The organism is Rhizobium sp. BT03, assembly GCF_030053155.1.
Lineage (GTDB): Bacteria > Pseudomonadota > Alphaproteobacteria > Rhizobiales > Rhizobiaceae > Rhizobium.
In genome coordinates this window covers 981,920-1,004,949 of sequence record NZ_CP125640.1, presented here as the reverse complement: position 1 = coordinate 1,004,949, position 23,030 = coordinate 981,920, and the positions used below count along the sequence as shown (strand labels likewise).

Below are 23,030 nucleotides of genomic sequence, written 5' to 3'. Positions count from 1 at the left end.
GCTCCCGAACGGGTCACCACCGCAGGTCCAGCCGGTCCAGCCCGTGGAAATGATAGACGTCCTTGACTTCAGGCGTCTTTGCCAGCCTGAGGCCGGCAAGCCGGGCGAACAGGATCGGCAGCACGACATTGAGCTCCAGTCGCGCCAGCGGTGCGCCGATGCAGAAATGGATGCCGGCGCCGAAGGACAGGTTCGCCGCCTCGTTGCGGCCGGGCCGGAAGGCGAGCGGATCGGTGAATTTCGCCGGGTCGAGATTGGCGGCGGCAAGAATGAGGCTGACCTTGTCGCCGCGCTGGAAGGAGATACCGTCGATTTCAGCGGGCTCCAGCGCCCAGCGCTGGAAGATGTGGACCGGCGCGCAGATGCGTAGCGTCTCCTCGACGGTGCGCTCCGTCGCCGCCTCGTCGCGGAAGAGGTCCGCCGGATCCGAGCCGCTCTCGAGGATGGTGCGCACGGAATTGCCGATCTGGTGCACGGTGGCCTCGTGCCCGGCGTTGAGCAGCACGATCGTCGTCGAGATCAGCTCTTCCTCGGTGAGATACTGCCCCTTGTGCTCGGTATGGATCATGTGGGTCAGCAGGTCGTCGCGCGGCTCGGCGCGGCGCTCGGCGATCACTGTCCTGACATAGTCGGAAAATTCCTTCGCCGCCCGTTCGGCCTCGTCCTCCTGCGCACGCGTGCGGCCGAACATATACATGCGGACATAGGCGTGCGACCAGGCGAGCAGCTGCGGGCCCATCTCCTCGGGAATGCCGATCATCCGGGCGATCATCGTCACCGGGATGATGTCGGCAAAGGCCGAGAGCAGCTCGACTTCGCGCTTGCCGGCGAAGCCGTCGATCAGCCGGTTGGCGAGTTCGGCAAGCTCCGGCTTCATCTTCTCGACATGGCGCGAGACGAAGGCGCGGTTGACCAGCGTGCGCAGCCGCGTGTGCTCGGGCGGTTCGAGTTCGAGCAGGGAATAACGTTCCGACAGATCGAAACTGGCAAGATGCGGCATCGGTTCGGCAAGCCCGAGCTCCTCGCGGCTGGCGATATGCAGGATCTGCCGGCCGAAGCGGCGGTCGCGCAGCAACCCGTTCACATGGTCGTAGCCGGTGAAGAACCACTGCTTCTGCTCGCGCCAGTAAAAGGTCGGGCAATGGGCGTGCAACGCGGCATAGACGGCATTCGGATTGCCGTAGAAATCAGGATTGCGGGCATCCAGCGAGACGTGGCGGCTGGCAGGGTCGATCGAGAGAAAGGGCGGTATCGTCATGCCCCGAGGCTTAGCGGATTTGCCGGGCCTCGGAAAGATGCGGGCGAGGGGGCTCTGCTGGGATGCGCGTCCAGCAGGCCGCGCGTCCGGTGCCCCATCACTTGAAGATTTGCTCGCAACCCCGGGGATCGATTCCGATTTTCGGGTTATAAGTTAGCCGGCCCGCGACAGCGTGCCCATCCGCCGCAGCGCCTCGACCTGATCGTCGACCGTCGGCACGAGTTCGCCGGCGGTGGTGCTGGGCGTCGCCGGTGCCGGGGCTGCGGCCTCCGCTTCGCCGAAGGTGACCGTGCAGTTACGGCCGGCGCCCTTCGCCGCATAGAGCGCCCGGTCGGCGGCCGAAATCAATTTGTCGATATTGGCTTCGATCGAGGAGGCGAGCGCGATGCCGATGCTGACGGTGGCGGGGACGATCGCTTCGCCGGTGCTGACGGGCAGGCGGCAGAATTCTGTGCGGATCGCTTCGGCGATCGCCTCGGCCTCGGTCTGGTCGGTGACCGCGGCGAAGGCTGCGAATTCCTCGCCGCCCATGCGGCCGAAGATGCTGTTCGGAATATACTGGCGGGCCATGCGCGCGAAGGCGGTCAGCACGGCGTCGCCGGACTGGTGGCCGAAACGGTCGTTGACGCGCTTGAAATGGTCGAGATCGAAGAGCATCACCGCGACCTGGCGCTGCTCGTCATGGGCTTTTTCCTGGATGGCGTCGAAATAACCGAGCAGGCCGCGGCGGTTGAGCACGCCGGTCAGCGAATCGGTCAAAGTGAGGGCGCGCAGGTGCCGTTCGGAGCGCTCCATGATCAGCCGGCAGGTGAAGGCGAAGGCGATGGTGAGCAGGAAGGCGCTTGCCATGGCCGAGGCGCCGCCGAGATTGGTTGCCTCGATATCGCTCGGCAGCGTCAGCGCCATCGTCAGCGCCGAGCCGAAGCACAGGCAGCCCTGGATGACGAAGACGCCCATCAGTTTGACGCGGGTACGCTCACGGCGCATGTCGCCGGCAGCGACGGCCAGGGCAAGCGCAGTCGCGCCCGTCGCCGAAGCGAGATTGTAGAGCACGACGCGGTTTGAATAGTCGCTGTTGACCCAGGGCAGGAAGACGCCGGCCAGCCAGATCGCCGGCGGCAGCAGCGCCCACCATTCGATCTTCTTGCGGTCGAGCGCCAGAAAACCCGCCACCCAGGCGCTCTGGCCGAGCAGCGCGATGGCATTGCCGATCTCGATGGACAGCAGGCTGGGGACCTGCTCACGCAGCGCGATCATCGCAAAACCGATGCCGGTCAGAAGGAAGCCGAGGCCCCAATAGAGATAGGCCTCGTTCCTGACATTGTGGCGCCAGGCAACGAACAGCACCAAAGCGAGCGTCATGGCCTCGGAACACCAGATGGCGAGACCTGTAGCGATATTGAACACGGCAGCAACCCCTTGCCCGTCGGCCTTATCAGTCGGCCTTGTGTGTCGGCCCCGATTTGTTGGCCCGATTTATTGGTGTGCATCCTTGCCGAGGAAGCTCGCCACTTCCTTAATGCTGCTGCGCTGCGGCATGGTTTTGGGCCGATATCTATCGGTAGGCTTTCTCTAGGGTAAACGTGTGTGAGCACTCTCGAATGGAGTAAGCATTCCTTCATCCTGTCGTGGAGAAAAGCCGGGGAGGGCGGTCCCATGGGCTCGCCGTTAACAGGCGCTTGTTGGAAAGAGGCTACAGCCAAGGCCGCCTTGCCCCGGCTTCTTAACGTTATCCGCATGCGTGTCTTGAAGAGGAGGGCCGGGACACTCTATGTAGGGATAAGACATTTTCTTTGATTCCCGGCGCCGGCCGGCGAGACGTTGACAAAGGACGCACATGAGAAACCCAGTCGATACCGCAATGGCCCTCGTGCCGATGGTCGTGGAACAGACCAACCGCGGTGAACGCTCCTACGACATCTATTCCCGCCTGTTGAAGGAGCGCATCATCTTCCTGACCGGTGCCGTCGAAGACCATATGGCGACGCTCGTCTGCGCCCAGCTTCTCTTCCTCGAGGCCGAAAACCCGAAGAAGGAAATCGCCCTCTACATCAATTCGCCGGGCGGCGTCGTCACCGCCGGCATGGCGATCTACGACACGATGCAGTTCATCAAGCCCGCGGTTTCGACGCTCTGCATCGGCCAGGCCGCCTCCATGGGCTCGCTGCTGCTGGCCGCCGGCCACAAGGACATGCGCTTCGCCACGCCGAATTCCCGCATCATGGTGCATCAGCCCTCGGGCGGTTTCCAGGGCCAGGCTTCGGACATCGAGCGCCACGCCCGCGACATCCTCAAGATGAAGCGCCGCCTGAACGAGGTCTATGTCAAGCACACCGGCCGCACCTACGAGGAAGTTGAAAAGACGCTCGATCGTGACCATTTCATGGATGCGGATGAAGCCCAGGGCTGGGGCGTGATCGACAAGGTTCTGACGTCGCGCCTCGAAATGGAAGGCGAGCAGGCCTAGTAATTAATTGGGATGGTGTTTTTGTCGCCACAGTTCTATCTCATTTGTGATCGAACAAGGCTTTCAACTGGCGACGAAGACGCTAATAGTAGCCATTAATGCTATGTTGAATTTTTATGACATAGCATCGGCATTCGAAGGGGAATTCGTTGCCGCCGGAACCCGGACATGATTGGGCCCGGTTCGTACCCCCTGAAGCCCTTCTCGGCAAAGGCTCCGGTGACGGAGTGCCGCCAGGAGCTGATTGAGTGGACCGCGATTTCGCCTTGAAATGCGGCGTGCTGGAAGGAAAGTGATATGAGCAAGGTCAGCGGCAGCAACGGCGGCGACTCCAAGAACACACTCTATTGTTCGTTCTGCGGAAAGAGCCAGCACGAAGTCCGGAAACTGATTGCCGGACCGACCGTCTTCATCTGCGATGAATGCGTCGAATTGTGCATGGACATCATCCGCGAGGAGAACAAGTCCTCGATGGTCAAGTCCCGCGACGGCGTTCCGACGCCCCAGGACATCATCAAGGTCCTCGACGAATATGTCATCGGCCAGCGGCAGGCGAAGAAGATCCTGTCGGTCGCCGTTCACAACCATTACAAGCGCCTGGCGCACGCCTCCAAGAACGGCGAAGTCGAGCTGGCGAAGTCGAACATCATGCTGGTCGGCCCGACCGGCTGCGGCAAGACCTATCTTGCCCAGACGCTCGCCCGCATCATCGACGTTCCCTTCACCATGGCCGATGCGACGACGCTGACCGAAGCCGGCTATGTCGGCGAGGACGTCGAAAACATCATCCTCAAGCTCCTGCAGTCGGCCGACTACAATGTCGAGCGTGCGCAGCGCGGCATCGTCTACATCGACGAAGTCGACAAGATTTCGCGCAAGTCCGACAATCCGTCGATCACCCGCGACGTCTCGGGCGAGGGCGTCCAGCAGGCGCTCTTGAAGATCATGGAAGGCACGGTTGCTTCCGTTCCGCCGCAGGGCGGTCGCAAGCATCCGCAGCAGGAATTCCTGCAGGTCGACACGACCAACATCCTGTTCATCTGCGGCGGCGCCTTCGCCGGTCTCGACAAGATCATCTCCGCCCGCGGCGAGAAGACGTCGATCGGCTTCGGCGCGACCGTCAAGGCCCAGGACGACCGCCGCGTCGGCGAAGTCCTGCGCGAGCTGGAGCCGGAAGACCTGGTCAAGTTCGGCCTCATCCCCGAGTTCATCGGCCGTCTGCCGGTTCTGGCGACGCTCGAGGATCTCGATGAGGATGCGCTGATCCAGATCCTGTCCGAGCCGAAGAATGCACTGATCAAGCAGTATCAGCGCCTGTTCGAGATGGAAGACGTGGAACTGACCTTCCACGAGGATGCCCTGCGCGAAATCGCCCGCAAGGCGATCGTCCGCAAGACCGGCGCCCGCGGCCTTCGCTCGATCATGGAGAAGATCCTGCTCGACACGATGTTCGAACTGCCGACGCTGGAAGGCGTGCGCGAAGTCGTCATCTCCGAGGAGGTCGTGCGCGGTTCGGCCCGGCCGCTTTACATCTATGCCGATCGTCAGGAAGAAAAGGCCAACGCTTCGGCGTAACCTTTGCGCTTTCGCACGATTATTTTGGGGGCTTGCCATCGGCAGGCCCCTTTCTATTTGAAAAACCATCCGAGGCACTGTTAGTATTTTGCCGGTGGGAACCGGAATTGACTTTGCCGATGTTGGGAAGGGCCGATGTTGCGCAAGGAAGAGTGCTTGGCAATGATGCCGTGATTCCGTAAGCCTATTGCCGGCGCTTGTATTTTAGCCGGTCGGAAATGGTAAGCGCCGGTCCAGCCACGCGCTTCATAGTGTTGGCGTTCCGTTGTAGCAAAGCTGTCACATCCGGGGAACGCGGGCGTTAGCGTGGCTTGAAAAGCGTAGTCAGAACCTCCACTTGTAGCAACAAGTGAGAGTGCCGGCCGGTCCCAAGCGGCCGTGCAGAGAGCCCGGTAACGGGACGATGGAAAGGACTTAAAAATGACGAAGAAAACGTCTGTAGCGAGCAGTACTGCCTACCCTGTTCTGCCTTTGCGCGACATCGTGGTTTTCCCGCATATGATCGTGCCGCTGTTCGTCGGACGGGAAAAGTCGATCCGTGCGCTCGAAGAGGTCATGGGGTCCGACAAGCAGATCATGCTCGTGACGCAGATCAACGCCAGTGACGACGATCCGGATCCTTCCGCGATCCACAAGGTCGGCACCGTGGCGAACGTATTGCAGCTCCTGAAGCTGCCCGACGGCACCGTCAAGGTCCTGGTCGAAGGCCGCGCCCGCGCCGAGATCGACACCTATACCAGCCGCGAGGATTTCTATGAGGCGCTCGGCCACGTGCTTGAGGAGCCGCATGACGATCCGGTCGAGCTGGAAGCCTTGTCGCGTTCGGTCGTCTCCGAATTCGAGAGCTATGTGAAGCTCAACAAGAAAATTTCGCCTGAAGTGGTCGGCGCTGCCAGCCAGATCGACGACTATTCCAAGCTCGCCGATACGGTTGCTTCGCATCTGTCGATCAAGATCACCGAGAAGCAGGAGATGCTGGAAACCACCAGCGTCAAGGCCCGCCTCGAAAAGGCGCTCGGCTTCATGGAAGGCGAGATTTCGGTCCTGCAGGTCGAAAAGCGCATCCGCTCGCGCGTCAAGCGCCAGATGGAGAAGACCCAGCGCGAATACTACCTGAACGAACAGATGAAGGCGATCCAGAAGGAACTCGGCGACGGCGAGGAAGGCCGCGACGAGATGAGCGAACTGGAAGAGCGCATCGCCAAGACCAAGCTCTCCAAGGAAGCCCGTGAAAAGGCCGATGCGGAGTTGAAGAAGCTGCGCCAGATGAGCCCGATGTCGGCCGAGGCCACCGTCGTGCGCAACTATCTGGACTGGCTGCTCGGCATTCCCTGGGGCAAGAAGTCGAAGATCAAGGCCGATCTCAACAATGCCGAGAAGATCCTCGAAGCCGATCACTTCGGTCTCGACAAGGTCAAGGAGCGCATCGTCGAATATCTAGCCGTGCAGGCCCGCGCCACCAAGATCAAGGGCCCGATCCTGTGCCTCGTCGGCCCTCCGGGTGTCGGCAAGACCTCGCTCGCCCAGTCGATCGCCAAGGCGACCGGCCGTGAATATGTCCGCATGGCGCTGGGCGGCGTTCGCGACGAAGCCGAAATCCGCGGTCACCGCCGCACCTATATCGGCTCGATGCCCGGCAAGGTTATCCAGTCGATGAAGAAGGCGAAGAAGTCCAACCCGCTCTTCCTGCTCGACGAGATCGACAAGCTCGGCCAGGACTATCGCGGCGATCCGTCTTCGGCCCTGCTCGAAGTGCTCGATCCGGCGCAGAACTCGACCTTCATGGACCACTATCTGGAAGTCGAATACGACCTGTCGGACGTGATGTTCATCACGACGGCGAATACGCTGAACATCCCGGCGCCGCTGATGGACCGCATGGAGATCATCCGTATCGCCGGCTACACCGAAGATGAAAAGCGCGAGATCGCCAAGCGGCATCTGCTGCCGAAGGCCATCAAGGAACATGCGTTGCAACAGGAAGAATTCTCGGTCAGCGACGACGCCCTGATGGCGATCAGCCAGCAGTACACCCGTGAAGCCGGTGTGCGCAGCTTCGAACGCGAACTGATGAAGCTCGCCCGCAAGGCGGTCACCGAGATCATCAAGGGCAAGACGAAGTCCGTGCATGTGACGGCTGCCAACATCTCCGACTATCTGGGCGTCCCGCGCTTCCGCCACGGCGAAGCCGAGGGCGAGGATCAGGTCGGCGTTGTCACCGGCCTTGCCTGGACGGAAGTCGGCGGCGAACTGCTGACCATCGAAGGCGTGATGATGCCGGGCAAGGGCCGCATGACGGTCACCGGCAATCTGAAGGAAGTCATGAAGGAATCGATCTCGGCAGCGGCCTCCTATGTCCGCTCGCGCGCTGTCGATTTCGGCATCGAGCCGCCGCGCTTCGACAAGAGCGACATCCACGTGCACGTGCCGGAAGGCGCGACGCCGAAGGATGGCCCCTCGGCCGGCGTCGCCATGGCGACCGCCATCGTCTCGATCATGACCGGCATTCCGGTGAACAGGCATGTGGCCATGACCGGTGAAATCACCCTTCGCGGCCGTGTGCTGCCGATCGGCGGTCTCAAGGAAAAGCTGCTCGCAGCGCTTCGCGGCGGCATCAAGAAGGTGCTGATTCCTGAGGAGAACGCCAAGGACCTGGCGGAGATTCCTGACAACGTGAAGAACAGCATGGAGATCATCCCGGTGTCCCGCATGGGCGAGGTGATCAAGCATGCGCTGATCCGGCGGCCGGAGCCGATCGAATGGGACGGCACCGTGGAAACGCCTGTGATCACGTCGGTCGAAGGCCTCGATGAGACGGGCGCAACCATAGCGCATTGAGCGGCCTTGGCCACATTTATGCCCCATTGGCTGAAAAGACGGAAAAAGGCTGGCGAAAACGCCAGCCTTTTTTGTGAAAACGTCATGGAGACGCTTGCTTTTCCTTGATTTGCAGGGCTTTTGGGTTCCCGGCGGGCCTGATGAAACCTATTCTGCGCCTAGCTTACTTTTGAGTCGTTTCGTACCATTTAGAAAGGGGTGGAAACATGAACAAGAATGAACTCGTGTCCGCAGTCGCCGAAAAGGCAGGACTGACGAAGTCTGACGCGGCTTCCGCTGTTGACGCGGTTTTTGACGTTGTCCAGGGTGAACTCAAGAACAAGGGCGATATCCGCCTCGCAGGGTTCGGCAGCTTCACCGTTTCTCATCGTGCCGCATCGAAGGGCCGGAACCCGTCGACGGGCGCTGAAGTCGACATTCCGGCTCGCAACGTGCCGAAGTTCACGCCCGGCAAGGGCCTGAAGGACGCCGTCAACGGCTGATCTGAGATTATCCGCCAGCCGTAAACGAGACCGGCTGTGCAGGATTTTTTGAGGGGTTCGGCTTTGCCGGACCCCTTTTTGATTCAGGCTCGCTTTGTTTTGGCAGGTCTTGCCGTCGCGCCGGCTTTGATCTACGAGATTTCTGTTCTCAGGGCGGGGTGAAACTCCCCACCGGCGGTAGAGGGTCTCGGCCCAAGCCCGCGAGCGCCTGCTTCCGCGCCCATGCGGGGGGAGGGTCAGCAGATCCGGTGCAATTCCGGAGCCGACGGTATAGTCCGGATGGAAGAGAATGAGCATGGCCGCGTGCGGGCAGGGGACTGCCGGCATTGTGTGCCGCCGCCTCATGCGTCCTGATTTATGTTGGTCCCTAGTTGCGGATGAAGAGCATGAATCAGAAATCCCTTGCAGCCTCGCAGTCCCGCGCCTTTGTCGGCGCCGCTTTCATGGTGCTTGGAGGTATGGCCTTCTCGCTCCTCAACGTCGTCACCCAGTGGCTGACCATGAAGCTCGCCTTTCCCCCGGCCTCTGCGGCCTTCTGGCAATACGGCTTCGCCTTCCTTTTCTCCTTGCCCTTCCTGCGCAAGGTCGGCCTTTCCGCCATGCGTACCGATTACCCATGGCGGCATGTCGTGCGAGTGGTCTTCGCCGCGCTTGGCGTCGAGGCCTGGGTGTCCGGCCTCGCTACGGTCCCGATTTGGCAGGCGATCGCCCTCGTCATGACCTCGCCCTTCTTCATCATTCTCGGTGCCCGGCTCTTCCTCGGCGAACGCGTCGGTCCCGCCCGCTGGACGGCGACCGGTGTCGGTTTTGCCGGAGCAATGATCATCCTGCAGCCTTGGTCGGACAGCTTCTCCTGGTCGGCGCTGTTGCCCGTTCTCTCGGCGCTGCTCTGGGGCGCGTCGTCGCTGATCACCAAGAACCTCACCGGCATCGAGAAGCCGGAGACGATCACCGTCTGGCTGCTGGTGCTGCTGACGCCGATCAATGGCGGGCTGGCGCTTGCGGCGGGTTTTGCCGTGCCGACGGGCGCAACGCTTGCGCTTTTCCTGCTGGCAGGCCTGCTGACGGTCGTGGCGCAATATCTGCTGACCCTTGCCTATGCCAGTGCCGACGCCGCCTATGTGCAGCCGTTCGACGACCTGAAGCTGCCGCTGAACGTGCTCGCCGGCTGGCTGTTCTTCGGTTACGCGCCGGCCGGCTATTTGTGGCTGGGCGCCGCGCTGATTCTCTCCGCGTCGCTCTTCATCATGAGGAACGAGATGCGTCGGGAAAGGCAAGCTGCCTGAGGCGATCCGCAGCAAATGTCGCAGCTGTCATGTGTCTGTCATGGCGGTCCCGCAAAAAACCTCTGTTCGATCTTTCGACAATGGGGGTTTCCATGACAATTTCATCGCGCAAGGCAGCGCTCGCTGCCGTGCTTCTCGCATCCGTTGCCTCTCCGGCCGCGGCCGAACCGGTCTTCAACCGCATCGCCTCTTTCCCGGTCGCAGAGAACCTGCCTGATGACAAGGACAAGCTTTCGGCGACGTCGGCCGAAATCATCACCGCGACCGACGATGGCAACACGCTGATCTATAGCGACAGCCCGCTCGGCGCGATCGGCTTCATCGACATTACCGACGCCAAGGCGCCGAAATCAGGCGGCGCGCTGATGATGGACGGCGAACCGACCTCGGTCACCTCGAGCGCCGGCAAGGCGCTGGTTGCCGTCAACACCTCCGAAAGCAAGGCGAAGCCCTCGGGCCGCCTTTCGATCGTCGACGTGGCGACGAAGACGATCGACAACAGCTGCGATCTCGGTGGCCAGCCGGATTCGATCGCGCTCAACAAGGACAAGACGCTCGGCACCATTGCGATCGAAAACGAGCGTGACGAAGAGGTCAATGACGGCAAGATCCCGCAGATGCCGGCCGGCGATCTCGTCGTCTTCCAGCTCAAGAACGGCACCGTCGATTGCGCCACCATCAAGCACGTGGCGCTGACCGGCCTTGCCGGCGTCGCCCCGGAGGATCCGGAGCCGGAATTCGTCGCCTTCAACGGCCTGAACGAGATCGCCCTGACGCTGCAGGAAAACAACGAGATCGTCATCATCGACGCCAATACGGCTCAGGTGAAAACGCATTTCTCCGCCGGCAGCGTCGATCTCACCGGCATCGACACCAAGCGGGACGGCGCCCTGAAATTCACCGGCGAATCGAAGGGCGTGCCGCGCGAGCCCGACGCCGTGAAATGGCTTGATGATAACCGCCTCGTCGTCGCCAATGAAGGCGACTATCAGGGCGGCTCGCGCGGTTTCACCATCTTCGACAAGACGGGCAAGCTTCTCTACGAATCGGGTGCATCCTTCGAACGCGCCGTCGCCCATATCGGCCACTATCCGGAAAGCCGTTCGAGATCGAAAGGCGTCGAGCCGGAAGGCCTCGAAGCGGCAAAATTCGGCGATGAACAATATTTCTTCCTGCTCGCCGAGCGCGCCTCGGTCGTCGGCGTCTATAAGGATACCGGCGCCGATCCCGAGCTCCTGCAGTTGCTGCCGTCCGGCATTTCGCCGGAAGGCGCGATCGCGATTCCCCAGCGCAATCTGCTGGCGACCGCCAATGAACTCGACCTCGGCAAGGACGGCGGCGCGCGCTCGCATGTGATGATCTACCAGCGCGCGGAAGGCGAAAGGGCCTATCCACAGATCGTCTCTGCGGAAAAGGACGGCAATCCGATCGGCTTCGCCGCCCTTTCCGGCCTCGCCGCCGTGCCTGGTAAACCGGGCATGCTCTATGCCGTCAGCGACAGCGTTCTCGGCTCGCAGCCGACGATCTACACGATCGATGCCAGCAAGAAGCCGGCGGTGATCACCGATGCGCTCATCGTCAAGCGCGACGGCGCCCCGGCCCAGAAGCTCGACATCGAAGGCATCGCGGTGGCCGCCGACGGCTCGTTCTGGCTCGCCTCGGAAGGCTACAGCGAGCGTCTCGTCCCACACGCCCTCTACAACGTCAACGCCAAAGGCGATATCAAGGCCGAGATCGCCCTGCCGAAGGAACTCGCCGCCAACGAAATCCGCTACGGCTTCGAAGGCGTCACCATTGTCGGCACCGGCGACGATGCCACGCTCTGGATGGCTGTCCAGCGCGAATGGGGTGACGACGAGAAGGGCTTCGTCAAGCTCGTCTCCTACAATCCGAAGAAGAAGGAATGGGGTGCCGTGCGCTATCCGCTCGACAAGACCGAAAGCGGCTGGGTCGGCCTGTCTGAAATCTCGGCGCAGGGCGACAGCGTCTACATCATCGAACGCGACAACCTCGTCGGCGACGCTGCCAAGCTGAAGAAGCTCTACAAGGTGGCGATCTCGGAACTGAAGCCCGCCAAGCTCGGGGCCGAGCTGCCGGTGGTCAAGAAGACCGAAGCCCACGACTTCCTCGGCGAACTGAAGAGCGCGACCAACGGCTACGTGCTCGACAAGCTCGAAGGCTTCACCTTCGACGCCTCAGGCAAGCCCTATGCCGTCACCGACAATGACGGCGTCAGCGATTCCTCCGGCGAGACGCTGTTCTTCCCGGTTGAGCTGAACGCGACGAACTGAAAGCTGCCCTCACCCTAACCCTCTCCCCGTAAAACGGGGAGAGGGGACGTGCCAAACGAGACGTAGCGAGGAACGGAGAGGTTGCGGCTATTCTCCTTCGCCCCGTTTACGGGGAGAAGGTGCCGGCAGGCGGATGAGGGGCTGCTCTCCGTCGTGCCGCAGCCCTCAAAACAGGCAACCGCACGCTACCAGCGCTGATGCACATGCGGCGCGATCAGCCGCTCGTAGATCTCGCGTGTCGCCGCCATGACATCGGCCGACAGCGGCGCCAGATCGGCCGCCGCCGCATTGGCTCTTGCCTGTTCGCCGTTGCGGGCGCCGGGGATGACGACGGTGACGGCGTCAGTCATCAGGATCCAGCGCAGCGCGAAGGCGGCCATGGTGGCGCCTGCGGGCACCAGCTTGCGCACCTCCTCCACCGCCTGCAGGCCGACCTCGAAGGGCACGCCGGCAAAGGTTTCGCCGACATCGAAGGCCTCGCCGTGACGGTTGAAATTGCGGTGGTCGTCGCTGGCAAAGTGCGTTTCCCCGGTGATCTTGCCGGAGAGCAGACCGCTGGCCAACGGCACGCGGGCGATGATCGCCACGTTCCTGCGGCGCGCCTCCTGGAAAAACAGGTGGTCGGGGCGCTGGCGGAAAATGTTGTAGATGATCTGGATGCTGACGACGCCAGGATATTCGATCGCCTTCAGCCCGTCCTCGACCTTTTCGACGCTGACGCCATAACCCTTGATCTTGCCGGCCTTCTGCAGCGCATCGAGACCTTCGAAGACCTCCGGCTGGTAAAACACCTCGCGCGGCGGGCAGTGAAGCTGCACGAGGTCGAGACTGTCGACGGAAAGATTCGCAAGGCTGCGGTCGATGAAGCCTTCGAGGTTCGCCTTGGTATAGCCTTCGGCAACATGCGGGTTGAGGCGGCGGCCCGCCTTGGTGGCGACCATCGGCCGTTCGCCGCCGCGCGCCTTCAGCACGTCGGCGATGATCTTTTCCGAGCGGCCGTCGCCATAAACGTCAGCCGTATCGATGAAGGTCATGCCGGCATCAAGCGCGGCATTCAGCGCCGCGCGTCCATCCGCCTCGCTGATATCGCCCCAGGAGCCGCCGATCTGCCAGGCGCCGAAGCCGACATTGGTGACGGTGAAGGGCATGCGGCCGAAAGCATGGTGTTTCATGAGAAAAATCCTTCGTAAGTAATGAAAGACACTGGCCTAACAGGCGAGGAACTGTGCGGCAATTGCCGATCCGGCCTTGATCGGTCGTCCCGTTGAAATATCGTGGAGCGTGGTAAGGCTTCAACCGCAATGGAATAGAAAAGGAAAGATCATGGAGATCAAACCCGCCGGCTCTCGCCCCTCGATGACGCCGCCGGCCGACTATTTCACCGGCGCCGTTCGCCAGGACCCGCTGATGGAGACGCCCGAACCGGCCCGGATGCGGGCAACCTCCGTCACCTTCGAACCCGGCGCCCGCACCGCATGGCACACGCATCCGCTCGGCCAGACGCTGATCGTGACCTCGGGCAGGGGGCTCGTCCAGAGCTGGGGCGGTGAGATCAGCGAGATCCGCGCCGGCGACACGGTGTGGTTTTCGCCGGGCGAAAAACATTGGCACGGCGCTGCCCCGGATACGGCGATGACGCACATCGCCATTCACGAAGCGCTGGACGGCAGGCATGTCGACTGGATGGAGCAGGTCAGCGACGCGCAATATTCCGGCAAAAGCTGATCAGAGCCGCTTCAGGCAATAGGAAAAATGCGCATGTGATTCGACCGTCAGGAACTCGAATTGCCAGCCGTAATCCTTGCAGAATTTGGTGACCGCCTCGACGACACCATAGACGATCGGCTTGACCGTATTGCCGGTGCAGAAATCATGCCCGGCGATGCGCCCCGTCCGCTTCACCTTCTTTTCGCAGAGCAGCAGTTCCTGCCAGGTGAGCTCGAAGGAATGGTCGGTATCGATATAGGCCCAGTCGAGGAAATCGTCCTCGAATTCGGCGAGCTTCTCCAGCGATGTGCCTTGCATCAGATGCAGCCGGCCGGCCTCGATCTCAGCTGCGAATTGCGTATGGATCGAATCGAGGCCGGAGCTGTAGCGATCCATCGACCAGGGATCGATGAGGTAGAGCTGCGCCGGGCGATTTTTTTCGAGAATCTCCGCCGTATATTCGCCGAAGGCAGCACCCACTTCGACGCCGATGCCGCCGTTCGGGATGCGGTAGAGCAACTCGCCGCGATCGGGCAGCAGACGGGCGTTTTCCATATGATGGGCGCTGAGCGGGGTGCGCGGCATGCTCGCCCGGAGCGCCTGCCTGTCTTCACGTGTCTTCATCTCGGATCTCGGGATTGCGGGCGTCTGACGGCCCTGATGCGGTCTGCGGGAAACGTAGGAGCAGCGGACCTCGATGACAACCACATGACGGGAATTTGCTTCTTTCGAACAAATCGCTAAGTTTCACCTGTGGACTGACGAGAGCCCCGGGAGGAGCGATTTCATGAGACGCATGTGGCCTGAAGAGTTCAACGCCATCATCAAGGGAGCCGAGGAGGTGATGTTGGAAGCACCCGCAGAGGCCGGCGAAGCACCGCTGCATCGCAAGGCGCTGAAGGCGCGCATCAGCATGGCGGATTACGAGCGGATATGGCCGCTGGCCGAGATGCGCTTCCGGCTTGGCGAGGAAGCCCTGCAAGGCAAGGCCATAACCCTGATCACCACCAACCCCCATTACCATGCCTGGCACCCGAAGGACGGCGGCAGCGTCGAATCCGTGTCCGACAGCGGCCGCCATTACAAGACCGATTATCTCGTCGTGCATTTCCTGCTCGACGACGTGAAGGAAACATCCCCCGCCTGAACGGCTTGAGTCCGGCGCCGGCCGCAAGCCTGCGCCGGCTCTTGTTGACGCCGAGTTGATCCAGACGCTGATGACAAAGGCGGCGCTATCGCTAAGTTTGGCGGATATGTTCCGACCAAAATTGGAGGTTCCCGTGACGGGCAACGTGCTGGATATCCCTGTCAAGTCAGTGGACGGTCGTGAGACCACGCTCAACGAATACAAGGGCAGGGTGCTGCTGATCGTCAACGTTGCCTCGAAATGCGGGCTGACCGTTCAATATGAGGGCCTCGAAAAGCTCTACGGCGAAAAGCGCGAACGCGGCTTCGTCATCGCCGCTTTCCCCGCCAACGACTTCAAAGGCCAGGAGCCCGGCACCGACGCAGAGATCCTCGACTTCTGCACCAGCACCTATGACGTCACCTTCCCGATCTTCTCGAAGATTTCGGTCAAGGGCGAGACCCAGCACCCGCTTTACCGGCAGCTGACCAAATCGGGCGTGAAGACCACAGGCGACGGCCCGATGCGCGAGCGCCTGAAATCCCACGGCATATCGGGCGGCGACGTGGACGATATCCTCTGGAACTTCGAAAAATTCCTGATCGGCCGCGACGGCAAAATAGCCGCCCGCTTCGCGCCTGACGTGACGGCCGATGATTCGCGGCTGGTTTCGGCGGTGGAGAAGGAACTGGCCAAGGGGTGAATGGCCGGCGACCGGCCCCGACCGTTTCCCGATTCCAGAACGCCACTTCGGAATCCCGAAATTCCCCGCTTCGGGATTCCGAAATTCGCCGAGCTTTGCGCGGTTTCGACAGAAAAAATCATGCAATGATTTCAATCCCGCAACCAATTTCGGGATTCCGAAGGGCTATATAGAGTCTGGTAGGGAGTTCGGAGCGAAGGCACTTAGCCACGATCGGAAACTCTGTCGCAGTCAAAAAGCGATGGGTGCCGTCGGGCTGGCAAGCGCGACTGGACCACGATGATTCGCAAAGACGCTGAGAATCGTCAGATCCCAAGCACGGTCACCAGCGGGGGCGTAAAGTCCTTGAAGCCCACTCTCGGCCAGTCGCACCTCCTGTCAAACTTCGTCTTTGGTTCGTGGCGCTGGCATTGCGGATTGGTCTTGAATGCGTATCCGGGCAGGCTGACATAGATGGCGTTTGGCGTGCAAAGGGCGATTGCGATGCACAGCGTCAATGCGGAGCTGAGAGTCCTCATGGCACATCTCCAGGCCTCGTAGGCCTTCAAGCGCGGAGACTTTCCGGGCGACGAATATTCCCACTTTTGCCAGCCCCCATCCATTCGCCCAATAGGAGGTGGCGGGGTGGCCGGAGTAGTCCGTATTGGTGGAGTGCTGGCTTTCAGGCGCCGCGCGCATCTGAATCCGGCGGGGCGGCGCCTTGTTGCTCCGTAGCCGACAATCTCTGCAGATGCGGACGCCCGAGCGGGAGCCAACCCGTTGAAGGAGCGGACAGCGAAGTCTTGAACGTGACGGCGGATGACTCGCGGGCCGGTTTCGGCGGTGGATCACGAACTGGCGAGAAGGGGTGAACGGTGGGCGATGGTCGGGGTTTTAGTCGGCAGGGCAAAGCACTGAGCAGAGCTTTGGGAACCATCCTTGCTCGTGCCAAGGGTAACACCGCTTAGTTTTGCGGGGGCTCTTCATCCTCAGAAAACACCGCCACGACATCGCGAGAGCCATGTAGAATACGCTCTACACGCACGTCATCACCGGTAACCGTGTAGAACACGACATACCGGCGGAAAGGCACCGAACGCAGACCTGCCCACAATTCGGACCGTGGTGCGCCGCCGCGAGGGGCATCGGCCAGCCGGTTGCACCGGACACGGAGCGCTGTGACGAACCGAAAGGCCGCCTGTGGGTTCTCGGCATAGATGTAATCGCCGATATCTTCCAAGTCCTGCACAGCCGCAGGGGCAAACGACACCGCCACTAGGTGCGGGTTCCGCTGTACTTGGCTTCGAGGCGGTCAAATACTTGATCGGCAGGGACGCTTGTACCGCTTTCCACGCCTGTGCGGATATCCGAACGCAAGGCTTCAAGACGGGCCTGGCGCTGCTCTTCGCGTTCTTCCAACAGACGCAGGCTATCGCGTATCACTTCGCTCGCACTGGCGTAGCGACCGCTTTCGACAAGCGCGTGCACAAGGCCTTCATAATGCAAACCGATGTTGTAGCTTGAGGGCATGGTACCAATCCCTTCGTTTATCCGATCTTATCAATATCGGATAATTCGCGCAAATAAAACTGATGGGTCACCATCCAGCGCGTGAGAAGCCCCGATGCGAATGAACACTTCATTCAGCGATTTCGAAGGAAAAATGGTGGGCGATGAGAGACTCGAACTCCCGACATCCTCGGTGTAAACGAGGCGCTCTACCAACTGAGCTAATCGCCCATCGCTGACGAAGCCGGATCGGCCTGCCGCGTTGGTGGCCGTGATCTATGCGGATCGCGGCAAAACCGCAAGAGTGTTTGTGAAGAATTTTTGATTTTTTTGGCGCCGGTCCCGTTCCGTCCGGCGCCTGTCGGGCGCGGCCGGGCTGTGGATAAAGGGGAGGGCATGTCGGCTTCGACTGTGCCGGCGGCTTTGATCGGGCGCCGGCGCCGGCGCGGGCAACGGAATTGCCGGCTTTTCATTCTTCCCGCATGGGCCTTGCCGAAACAATTCAACGACTGTCATGGTTTTGTCTCCAAACCTGCTTGACACTAAATGGCGAACCCCGTAGTTAGCCGCTCATCGAAACGGGCAGCCGTTTTGGTGAGGGTGCGAAGGCATCCGGACTGCTTGAAATGAATTGCGGGTGTAGCTCAGTTGGTTAGAGTGCCGGCCTGTCACGCCGGAGGTCGCGGGTTCGAGCCCCGTCACTCGCGCCATTTCAAGTCTTGTAGAACGCAAATGTGATTTGTCGTTCGTCCGGTTTTCTTCATCCCTGCGGCCGCAAATGGCCAATCAATGCGCGGGTGTAGCTCAGTCGGTTAGAGTGCCGGCCTGTCACGCCGGAGGTCGCGGGTTCGAGCCCCGTCACTCGCGCCATTTCTTCTCACAGCCATGCAGTTTCCAGTGATCAGACATGCAGCTTCAGGCAACTTGCGCGGATTTGTCGCGACATCGTTGCATCTGCTTGATAATGTCCGCGCGCGACGCGTCGAATTGCCTCTGTAAATCTCTTGCGCCGGGGCTTCGGCTGCGCTAACCACGGCTTTGTTGCAACGCACGTTCGCTTGCCGGGCATTTGCCCAAATGTGCCGCCTGGCGCCTCCGGCAAGCAGGGATGAACATGATGACTGAACTGCTCAGTTCCTATATTCCGATTGCTATCTTCATCGCTATCGCGCTCGTTATCGGCCTGGCGCTGCTCATTGCGCCGTTCGCCGTCGCTTTCAAAGCGCCCGATTCGGAAAAGCTCTCGGCTTACGAATGCGGCTTCAACGCGTTCGACGACGCCCGCATGAAGTTCGACATCCGCTTCTACCTCGTGTCGATCCTCTTCATCATCTTCGATCTGGAAGTCGCCTTCCTCTTCCCCTGGGCCGTTTCCTTCGGCGCCATCGGCTGGTTCGGCTTCTGGTCCATGATGGTCTTCCTCTTCGTGCTGACCATCGGCTTTATCTATGAATGGAAAAAGGGAGCGCTGGAATGGGAGTGACCCCTGTGAGCAATCAGCCGCTCGTCGCCCAGCAGCCGAAGGGGATCATCGATCCCTCCACAGGCAAGCCGATCGGCAGTAACGACGCCTTTTTCGGCGAGATCAACAATGAGCTGGCCGACAAGGGTTTCCTGGTCACCTCGACCGACGAGCTGATCAACTGGGCCCGTACCGGCTCGCTGATGTGGATGACCTTCGGTCTGGCCTGCTGCGCCGTCGAGATGATGCAGCTGTCGATGCCGCGTTACGACGTCGAGCGCTTCGGTTTTGCGCCGCGCGCTTCGCCGCGCCAGTCCGACGTGATGATCGTGGCCGGCACGCTGACCAACAAGATGGCGCCGGCGCTGCGCAAGGTCTACGACCAGATGCCAGAGCCGCGCTACGTCATCTCGATGGGCTCCTGCGCCAATGGCGGCGGTTACTATCATTATTCCTATTCGGTGGTGCGCGGCTGCGACCGCATCGTGCCGATCGATATCTACGTGCCGGGCTGTCCCCCCACGGCCGAAGCGCTGCTCTACGGCGTGCTTCTGCTGCAGAAGAAGATCCGGCGCACCGGCACGATCGAACGCTAAGGGTTAAGGACTAGGCATATGAGTGAAGCCCTGACTGAGCTTGCGTCCTACCTTGGCGAAGCGCGCGGCAACCTGATCGCCGCATCGCAGATGAAGTATGGCGAGCTGACGCTGACGACGACGGGTGAAAACCTGATCGCGCTTTTGACCTTCCTGCGTGACGACGCCAGATGCGGTTTCGTCAACCTGATCGATATTTGCGGCGTCGACTGGCCGCAGCGCGAGCTGCGTTTCGATGTCGTCTATCACCTGTTGTCGCCGAAGCAGAATGTCCGCATCCGCGTCAAGGTCGCAACCGACGAAGATACGCCGGTCCCCTCGGCCTGTGCTGTCCATCCCGGCGCCGACTGGTTCGAGCGCGAAACCTGGGACATGTACGGCGTGCTTTTCACCGGCCATCCGGACCTGCGCCGCATCCTGACCGACTACGGCTTCGAAGGCCATCCGTTGCGCAAGGACTTCCCGACCACGGGTTTTGTCGAAGTCCGCTATGACGACGCGGCAAAGCGTGTCGTCTACGAGCCGGTCGAGCTAAAGCAGGAATTCCGCAACTTCGACTTCATGTCGCCTTGGGAGGGGACGGAGTATGTGTTGCCGGGGGATGAAAAGGCGAAGCAGTAGAAGCGAATAGTGAGTAGCGAATAGCGAATAGTTGGGAAGGGTTGGCAGACGATAAACTCCTACAAAGATCTCAAGGTCTGGCAGATGGCGATCGATCTCGCGGTGGATTGCTATCAGTTGACCAGAGGATTTCCCAAGGAGGAGATTTACGGTCTGACGACCCAGATACGCAGGGCGGCGAGTTCGATTGCCGCCAATATAGCTGAAGGACACGGACGTGAGCTCACGGGAAGTTTCATTCAGTTCTGCGGATCTCCCAAGGTTCGCTGAAGGAATTGGAAACGCATATGCTCATCTCTCATCGTATCGGTCTGATCGACGAGGGGGAGTTCAGGCAGATGACCGGAAAATGCGACGAGATCGGACGGATGATTCGAGCGTTGATACGGAGTCTCCAGGAGAAGTGATGAGACCGAACGAAACTACTCGCTATTCGCCATTCGCTATTCGCTTGATTGGCAGCGCGTTTGGCACGGAGCACGCAGCATGACCGAACATAACGTCCGCAACTTCAACATCAATTTCGGACCGCAGCATCCGGCGGCGCACGGCGTTCTTCGTCTTGTCCTGGAGCTTGACGGCGAAATTGTGGAGCGGGTTGATCCGCATATCGGCCTGCTGCACCGCGGCACCGAGAAGCTGATCGAGACCAAGACCTATCTTCAGGCCGTGCCCTATTTCGATCGTCTCGATTACGTCGCGCCAATGAATCAGGAGCATGCCTATGCGCTGGCGGTGGAAAAGCTGCTCGGCATCGAGATCCCGATCCGCGGCCAGCTGATCCGCGTTCTCTATTCGGAAATCGGCCGTATCCTCTCACATCTCCTGAACGTCACGACGCAGGCCATGGACGTCGGCGCGCTGACGCCGCCGCTCTGGGGCTTCGAAGAACGTGAAAAGCTGATGGTGTTCTATGAGCGCGCCAGCGGCTCGCGCATGCACGCCGCTTACGTCCGTCCCGGTGGTGTCCATCAGGATCTGCCGGAACAGCTCGTGCAGGATATCGGCGACTGGTGCGATCCCTTCCTGAAGGCGCTCGACGACATCGACGATCTGTTGACCGGCAACCGCATCTTCAAACAGCGCAACGTCGATATCGGCGTCGTCTCGCTGGAGGATTGCTGGGCCTGGGGCTTCTCCGGCGTCATGGTGCGCGGTTCGGGCGCTGCCTGGGATCTGCGCCGCTCCCAGCCTTACGAATGTTATTCCGATCTCGAATTCGACATTCCGATCGGCAAGAACGGCGACAATTATGACCGCTACCTGATCCGCATGATCGAGATGCGCCAATCGGTCCGCATCATGAAGCAGTGCGTCAACCGCCTGCTGTCGGATGCCAAGACCGGCCCCTTCTCGTCGATCGACGGCAAGGTCGTGCCGCCGAAGCGCGGCGAGATGAAGCGCTCGATGGAAGCGCTGATCCACCACTTCAAGCTCTATACCGAAGGCTACCACGTGCCGGCCGGCGAAGTTTATGCCGCGGTCGAAGCGCCGAAGGGCGAGTTCGGCGTCTATCTGGTTTCGGACGGCTCCAACAAGCCGTATCGCTGCAAGATCCGCGCACCGGGTTATGCGCATCTGCAGGCGATGGACTTCATGTGCCGCGGCCACCAGCTTGCCGACGTCGCGGCTGTGCTCGGCTCGCTCGATATCGTCTTCGGCGAGGTGGACCGCTGATGCAGCGTCTGCCGCTTGTCGTCGCCCTTCTTCTTGCGGCATCCGGGGTTTCGGCCCAGGAGACCGATACGCTCGGCACGCCGCTGGGGCATAAGGAAGTGACGCCGCCGGCGGCGAAAACATCCATGGGCGAGCTTTTGTCCAAGGGCTATCAAATCAAGGCTGCCATCCCGAATGGCAGCAAATTCGTCGTATTTATGCAGAAAGACCAGTCGGCCTATGCCTGCGAAATGCAGTCTTTGACCGCTTCGCGGTGTGGAACCCTAAACTGACAAGGCGTGAGGAAGAATGTCCGTTCGTCGATTAGCCGAAGATCAATTTCAGCCTGCCGCATTCGCTTTCAGCGATGAAAATGCGGTCTGGGCGGACAAGACGATCCAGAAATACCCCGCCGGCCGCCAGCAATCGGCGGTCATTCCGCTGTTGATGCGGGCGCAGGAGCAGGACGGCTGGGTCACGCGCGCGGCGATCGAAAAGATCGCCGACATGCTCGATATGGCCTATATCAGAGTGCTCGAAGTCGCGACCTTCTATACGCAGTTCCAGCTGCATCCCGTCGGCACCCGCGCCCATGTGCAGGTCTGCGGCACGACGCCCTGCATGCTGCGCGGCTCGGAAGCGCTGATGTCGGTCTGCAAGAGCAAGATCCATGCCCATGCCTTCGAGCGCAATGCCGAGGGAACGCTGTCCTGGGAAGAGGTCGAATGTCTTGGCGCCTGCGTCAACGCCCCGATGGTGATGATCGGCAAGGACACCTATGAGGACCTGACGCCGGCCCGTCTCGAAGAGATCATCGATAGCTTCGCCGCCGGCAATGGCGCGAGCATCAAGCCCGGTACCCAGATCGACCGGATTTTCTCAGCACCTGAAGGCGGCCCGACCTCGCTGACGACGGAAGAGCCGAAGGCAAGGACACGCGCCAAGAAGGCCGATGCCGAAACCATTTCGGCTCCTGTTGACGCCGCTCCGGTTCCGCCCTCCGAGGCTGCCCGCCCGAAGAGCACCGATGCCGAGACCAACGCGGCGCTGAAAACGCCGGCTACGGCGCCGAAGGCCGCGGCAAAGAATGCCAAGGCGGCCGAGCAGCAGCCGATATCAGGCACTGCGGCCGCCGAACCGGCGCCGGCACCCGCCGTCAAGGCCGAAGCCTCGGCGACGAAGCCCAGCCTGACCGACAAGAACCGTCCGTCCGGCATCGAAAAGCCCGCCGCGCCGGATGATCTGAAGATGATCTCGGGCGTCGGTCCGAAGATCGAGGCGACATTGAACGAAATCGGCATCTTCACCTTCGCGCAGGTCGCGGGCTGGAAGAAGGCCGAACGCGAATGGGTCGACGGCTACCTGAACTTCCGCGGCCGCATCGAGCGCGACGACTGGGTCAAGCAGGCCAAGGCGCTCGCCAAGGGCGGCGAAGCGGAATATATCAAGGTCTTCGGCAAGAAGCCGCGGTAAG

At 61.0% G+C, this 23,030-nt stretch carries 22 protein-coding genes, 3 tRNA genes, 1 pseudogene and 1 riboswitch; of the genes and pseudogenes, 18 read left to right on the top strand and 8 right to left on the bottom strand.

Annotated features, from left to right (window positions below):
- Positions 1-13: 13 nt before the first annotated feature.
- Both QMO80_RS04985 and QMO80_RS04980 read right to left on the bottom strand, forming a co-directional pair.
- Positions 14-1,258: a cytochrome P450 gene (locus QMO80_RS04985; RefSeq protein ID WP_283199105.1), complete on the bottom strand. Its 1,245-nt coding sequence runs from the start codon at positions 1,256-1,258 to the stop codon at positions 14-16.
- 153 nt (positions 1,259-1,411) lie between these two features.
- Positions 1,412-2,665 (bottom strand): GGDEF domain-containing protein, encoded by a 1,254-nt coding sequence (locus QMO80_RS04980; protein ID WP_283199104.1) that lies wholly within the window; start codon positions 2,663-2,665, stop codon positions 1,412-1,414.
- 430 nt (positions 2,666-3,095) lie between these two features.
- Here QMO80_RS04980 and clpP point away from each other — a divergent pair, with 430 nt between their 5' ends.
- The 6 genes from clpP (at position 3,096) to QMO80_RS04950 (ending at position 12,197) form a co-directional block, all read left to right on the top strand.
- Positions 3,096-3,725, top strand: coding sequence for an ATP-dependent Clp endopeptidase proteolytic subunit ClpP (gene clpP, locus QMO80_RS04975; protein WP_003573944.1), 630 nt, complete (start codon positions 3,096-3,098; stop codon positions 3,723-3,725).
- 297 nt (positions 3,726-4,022) lie between these two features.
- On the top strand, positions 4,023-5,300 hold the full coding sequence (clpX, locus tag QMO80_RS04970; RefSeq protein ID WP_003573940.1) for an ATP-dependent Clp protease ATP-binding subunit ClpX: 1,278 nt from the start codon (positions 4,023-4,025) through the stop codon (positions 5,298-5,300).
- Positions 5,301-5,720: 420 nt separating this feature from the next.
- Positions 5,721-8,138, top strand: coding sequence for an endopeptidase La (gene lon, locus QMO80_RS04965; protein ID WP_283199103.1), 2,418 nt, complete (start codon positions 5,721-5,723; stop codon positions 8,136-8,138).
- A gap of 206 nt (positions 8,139-8,344) precedes the next feature.
- The gene (gene hupB, locus QMO80_RS04960; RefSeq protein WP_003573937.1) at positions 8,345-8,620 is read left to right on the top strand and encodes a DNA-binding protein HupB; all 276 of its coding nucleotides are present in this window, start codon (positions 8,345-8,347) and stop codon (positions 8,618-8,620) included.
- A gap of 140 nt (positions 8,621-8,760) precedes the next feature.
- Positions 8,761-8,915, top strand: a riboswitch (FMN riboswitch).
- A gap of 91 nt (positions 8,916-9,006) precedes the next feature.
- Complete coding sequence (locus QMO80_RS04955) at positions 9,007-9,906, top strand: DMT family transporter (RefSeq protein WP_283199102.1); 900 nt, start codon at positions 9,007-9,009, stop codon at positions 9,904-9,906.
- A gap of 80 nt (positions 9,907-9,986) precedes the next feature.
- A complete protein-coding gene (locus QMO80_RS04950; RefSeq protein ID WP_283199101.1) occupies positions 9,987-12,197 on the top strand; it encodes an esterase-like activity of phytase family protein in 2,211 nt (736 codons plus the stop codon).
- Between the two features lie 185 nt (positions 12,198-12,382).
- On the opposite strand, the gene QMO80_RS04945 is transcribed toward QMO80_RS04950, so the two are convergent.
- Positions 12,383-13,369 carry an aldo/keto reductase gene (locus QMO80_RS04945; protein WP_283199100.1) on the bottom strand — a complete coding sequence of 329 codons (987 nt, stop codon included), beginning with the start codon at positions 13,367-13,369 and terminating at the stop codon, positions 12,383-12,385.
- Between the two features lie 151 nt (positions 13,370-13,520).
- Here QMO80_RS04945 and QMO80_RS04940 point away from each other — a divergent pair, with 151 nt between their 5' ends.
- Positions 13,521-13,922: a cupin domain-containing protein gene (locus QMO80_RS04940; protein WP_049734043.1), complete on the top strand. Its 402-nt coding sequence runs from the start codon at positions 13,521-13,523 to the stop codon at positions 13,920-13,922.
- Here the strand turns inward: QMO80_RS04940 and QMO80_RS04935 are convergent, their stop codons facing one another.
- The gene (locus QMO80_RS04935) at positions 13,923-14,528 is read right to left on the bottom strand and encodes a class I SAM-dependent methyltransferase (RefSeq protein ID WP_283199099.1); all 606 of its coding nucleotides are present in this window, start codon (positions 14,526-14,528) and stop codon (positions 13,923-13,925) included.
- A 163-nt stretch (positions 14,529-14,691) separates the two neighbouring features.
- Between QMO80_RS04935 and QMO80_RS04930 the strand changes: the two genes are divergently transcribed.
- Together QMO80_RS04930 and QMO80_RS04925 are read left to right on the top strand one after the other, a co-directional pair.
- Positions 14,692-15,051, top strand: coding sequence for a hypothetical protein (locus QMO80_RS04930; RefSeq protein WP_283199098.1), 360 nt, complete (start codon positions 14,692-14,694; stop codon positions 15,049-15,051).
- Positions 15,052-15,184: 133 nt separating this feature from the next.
- Complete coding sequence (locus tag QMO80_RS04925; protein WP_283199097.1) at positions 15,185-15,733, top strand: glutathione peroxidase; 549 nt, start codon at positions 15,185-15,187, stop codon at positions 15,731-15,733.
- A 305-nt stretch (positions 15,734-16,038) separates the two neighbouring features.
- On the opposite strand, the gene QMO80_RS04920 is transcribed toward QMO80_RS04925, so the two are convergent.
- The 4 genes from QMO80_RS04920 to QMO80_RS04905 form a co-directional block, all read right to left on the bottom strand.
- Complete coding sequence (locus QMO80_RS04920; RefSeq protein WP_283199096.1) at positions 16,039-16,251, bottom strand: hypothetical protein; 213 nt, start codon at positions 16,249-16,251, stop codon at positions 16,039-16,041.
- Between the two features lie 425 nt (positions 16,252-16,676).
- Positions 16,677-16,982 (bottom strand): type II toxin-antitoxin system RelE/ParE family toxin, encoded by a 306-nt coding sequence (locus tag QMO80_RS04915; protein WP_283200112.1) that lies wholly within the window; start codon positions 16,980-16,982, stop codon positions 16,677-16,679.
- 5 nt (positions 16,983-16,987) lie between these two features.
- A complete protein-coding gene (locus tag QMO80_RS04910) occupies positions 16,988-17,242 on the bottom strand; it encodes a type II toxin-antitoxin system ParD family antitoxin (protein WP_283199095.1) in 255 nt (84 codons plus the stop codon).
- Between the two features lie 134 nt (positions 17,243-17,376).
- Positions 17,377-17,452, bottom strand: a tRNA-Val gene (locus tag QMO80_RS04905).
- Positions 17,453-17,854: 402 nt separating this feature from the next.
- Between QMO80_RS04905 and QMO80_RS04900 the strand changes: the two genes are divergently transcribed.
- From QMO80_RS04900 to QMO80_RS04860, 9 genes and pseudogenes are all read left to right on the top strand, one after another.
- Positions 17,855-17,931, top strand: a tRNA-Asp gene (locus QMO80_RS04900).
- A gap of 83 nt (positions 17,932-18,014) precedes the next feature.
- Positions 18,015-18,091: transfer RNA gene (locus tag QMO80_RS04895), tRNA-Asp, on the top strand.
- A gap of 247 nt (positions 18,092-18,338) precedes the next feature.
- The gene (locus tag QMO80_RS04890) at positions 18,339-18,704 is read left to right on the top strand and encodes an NADH-quinone oxidoreductase subunit A (protein ID WP_007626195.1); all 366 of its coding nucleotides are present in this window, start codon (positions 18,339-18,341) and stop codon (positions 18,702-18,704) included.
- On the top strand, positions 18,695-19,279 hold the full coding sequence (locus QMO80_RS04885; protein WP_003573916.1) for an NADH-quinone oxidoreductase subunit B family protein: 585 nt from the start codon (positions 18,695-18,697) through the stop codon (positions 19,277-19,279). Before QMO80_RS04890 ends, QMO80_RS04885 begins: the two co-directional genes overlap by 10 nt.
- An 18-nt stretch (positions 19,280-19,297) precedes the next feature.
- On the top strand, positions 19,298-19,900 hold the full coding sequence (locus tag QMO80_RS04880; protein WP_283199094.1) for an NADH-quinone oxidoreductase subunit C: 603 nt from the start codon (positions 19,298-19,300) through the stop codon (positions 19,898-19,900).
- Between the two features lie 51 nt (positions 19,901-19,951).
- A pseudogene (locus QMO80_RS04875) lies at positions 19,952-20,307 on the top strand (four helix bundle protein).
- Positions 20,308-20,386: 79 nt separating this feature from the next.
- The gene (locus QMO80_RS04870) at positions 20,387-21,577 is read left to right on the top strand and encodes an NADH-quinone oxidoreductase subunit D (protein WP_283199093.1); all 1,191 of its coding nucleotides are present in this window, start codon (positions 20,387-20,389) and stop codon (positions 21,575-21,577) included.
- Positions 21,577-21,849: a hypothetical protein gene (locus tag QMO80_RS04865; RefSeq protein WP_049734051.1), complete on the top strand. Its 273-nt coding sequence runs from the start codon at positions 21,577-21,579 to the stop codon at positions 21,847-21,849. Before QMO80_RS04870 ends, QMO80_RS04865 begins: the two co-directional genes overlap by 1 nt.
- A 16-nt stretch (positions 21,850-21,865) precedes the next feature.
- On the top strand, positions 21,866-23,029 hold the full coding sequence (locus QMO80_RS04860; protein ID WP_283199092.1) for an NADH-quinone oxidoreductase subunit E: 1,164 nt from the start codon (positions 21,866-21,868) through the stop codon (positions 23,027-23,029).
- Position 23,030: the final 1 nt, after the last annotated feature.

What these genes read in the sequence shown, in the direction of transcription:
- QMO80_RS04985 (WP_283199105.1), bottom strand. Translation starts at nt 1,258, where the DNA reads ATGACGATACCGCCCTTTCTCTCGATCGACCCTGCCAGCCGCCACGTC.
- clpP (WP_003573944.1), top strand. Translation starts at nt 3,096, where the DNA reads ATGAGAAACCCAGTCGATACCGCAATGGCCCTCGTGCCGATGGTCGTG.
- clpX (WP_003573940.1), top strand. Translation starts at nt 4,023, where the DNA reads ATGAGCAAGGTCAGCGGCAGCAACGGCGGCGACTCCAAGAACACACTC.
- lon (WP_283199103.1), top strand. Translation starts at nt 5,721, where the DNA reads ATGACGAAGAAAACGTCTGTAGCGAGCAGTACTGCCTACCCTGTTCTG.
- hupB (WP_003573937.1), top strand. Translation starts at nt 8,345, where the DNA reads ATGAACAAGAATGAACTCGTGTCCGCAGTCGCCGAAAAGGCAGGACTG.
- QMO80_RS04955 (WP_283199102.1), top strand. Translation starts at nt 9,007, where the DNA reads ATGAATCAGAAATCCCTTGCAGCCTCGCAGTCCCGCGCCTTTGTCGGC.
- QMO80_RS04950 (WP_283199101.1), top strand. Translation starts at nt 9,987, where the DNA reads ATGGGGGTTTCCATGACAATTTCATCGCGCAAGGCAGCGCTCGCTGCC.
- QMO80_RS04945 (WP_283199100.1), bottom strand. Translation starts at nt 13,369, where the DNA reads ATGAAACACCATGCTTTCGGCCGCATGCCCTTCACCGTCACCAATGTC.
- QMO80_RS04940 (WP_049734043.1), top strand. Translation starts at nt 13,521, where the DNA reads ATGGAGATCAAACCCGCCGGCTCTCGCCCCTCGATGACGCCGCCGGCC.
- QMO80_RS04935 (WP_283199099.1), bottom strand. Translation starts at nt 14,528, where the DNA reads ATGAAGACACGTGAAGACAGGCAGGCGCTCCGGGCGAGCATGCCGCGC.
- QMO80_RS04930 (WP_283199098.1), top strand. Translation starts at nt 14,692, where the DNA reads ATGAGACGCATGTGGCCTGAAGAGTTCAACGCCATCATCAAGGGAGCC.
- QMO80_RS04920 (WP_283199096.1), bottom strand. Translation starts at nt 16,251, where the DNA reads ATGAGGACTCTCAGCTCCGCATTGACGCTGTGCATCGCAATCGCCCTT.
- QMO80_RS04910 (WP_283199095.1), bottom strand. Translation starts at nt 17,242, where the DNA reads ATGCCCTCAAGCTACAACATCGGTTTGCATTATGAAGGCCTTGTGCAC.
- QMO80_RS04890 (WP_007626195.1), top strand. Translation starts at nt 18,339, where the DNA reads ATGACTGAACTGCTCAGTTCCTATATTCCGATTGCTATCTTCATCGCT.
- QMO80_RS04885 (WP_003573916.1), top strand. Translation starts at nt 18,695, where the DNA reads ATGGGAGTGACCCCTGTGAGCAATCAGCCGCTCGTCGCCCAGCAGCCG.
- QMO80_RS04880 (WP_283199094.1), top strand. Translation starts at nt 19,298, where the DNA reads ATGAGTGAAGCCCTGACTGAGCTTGCGTCCTACCTTGGCGAAGCGCGC.
- QMO80_RS04870 (WP_283199093.1), top strand. Translation starts at nt 20,387, where the DNA reads ATGACCGAACATAACGTCCGCAACTTCAACATCAATTTCGGACCGCAG.
- QMO80_RS04865 (WP_049734051.1), top strand. Translation starts at nt 21,577, where the DNA reads ATGCAGCGTCTGCCGCTTGTCGTCGCCCTTCTTCTTGCGGCATCCGGG.
- QMO80_RS04860 (WP_283199092.1), top strand. Translation starts at nt 21,866, where the DNA reads ATGTCCGTTCGTCGATTAGCCGAAGATCAATTTCAGCCTGCCGCATTC.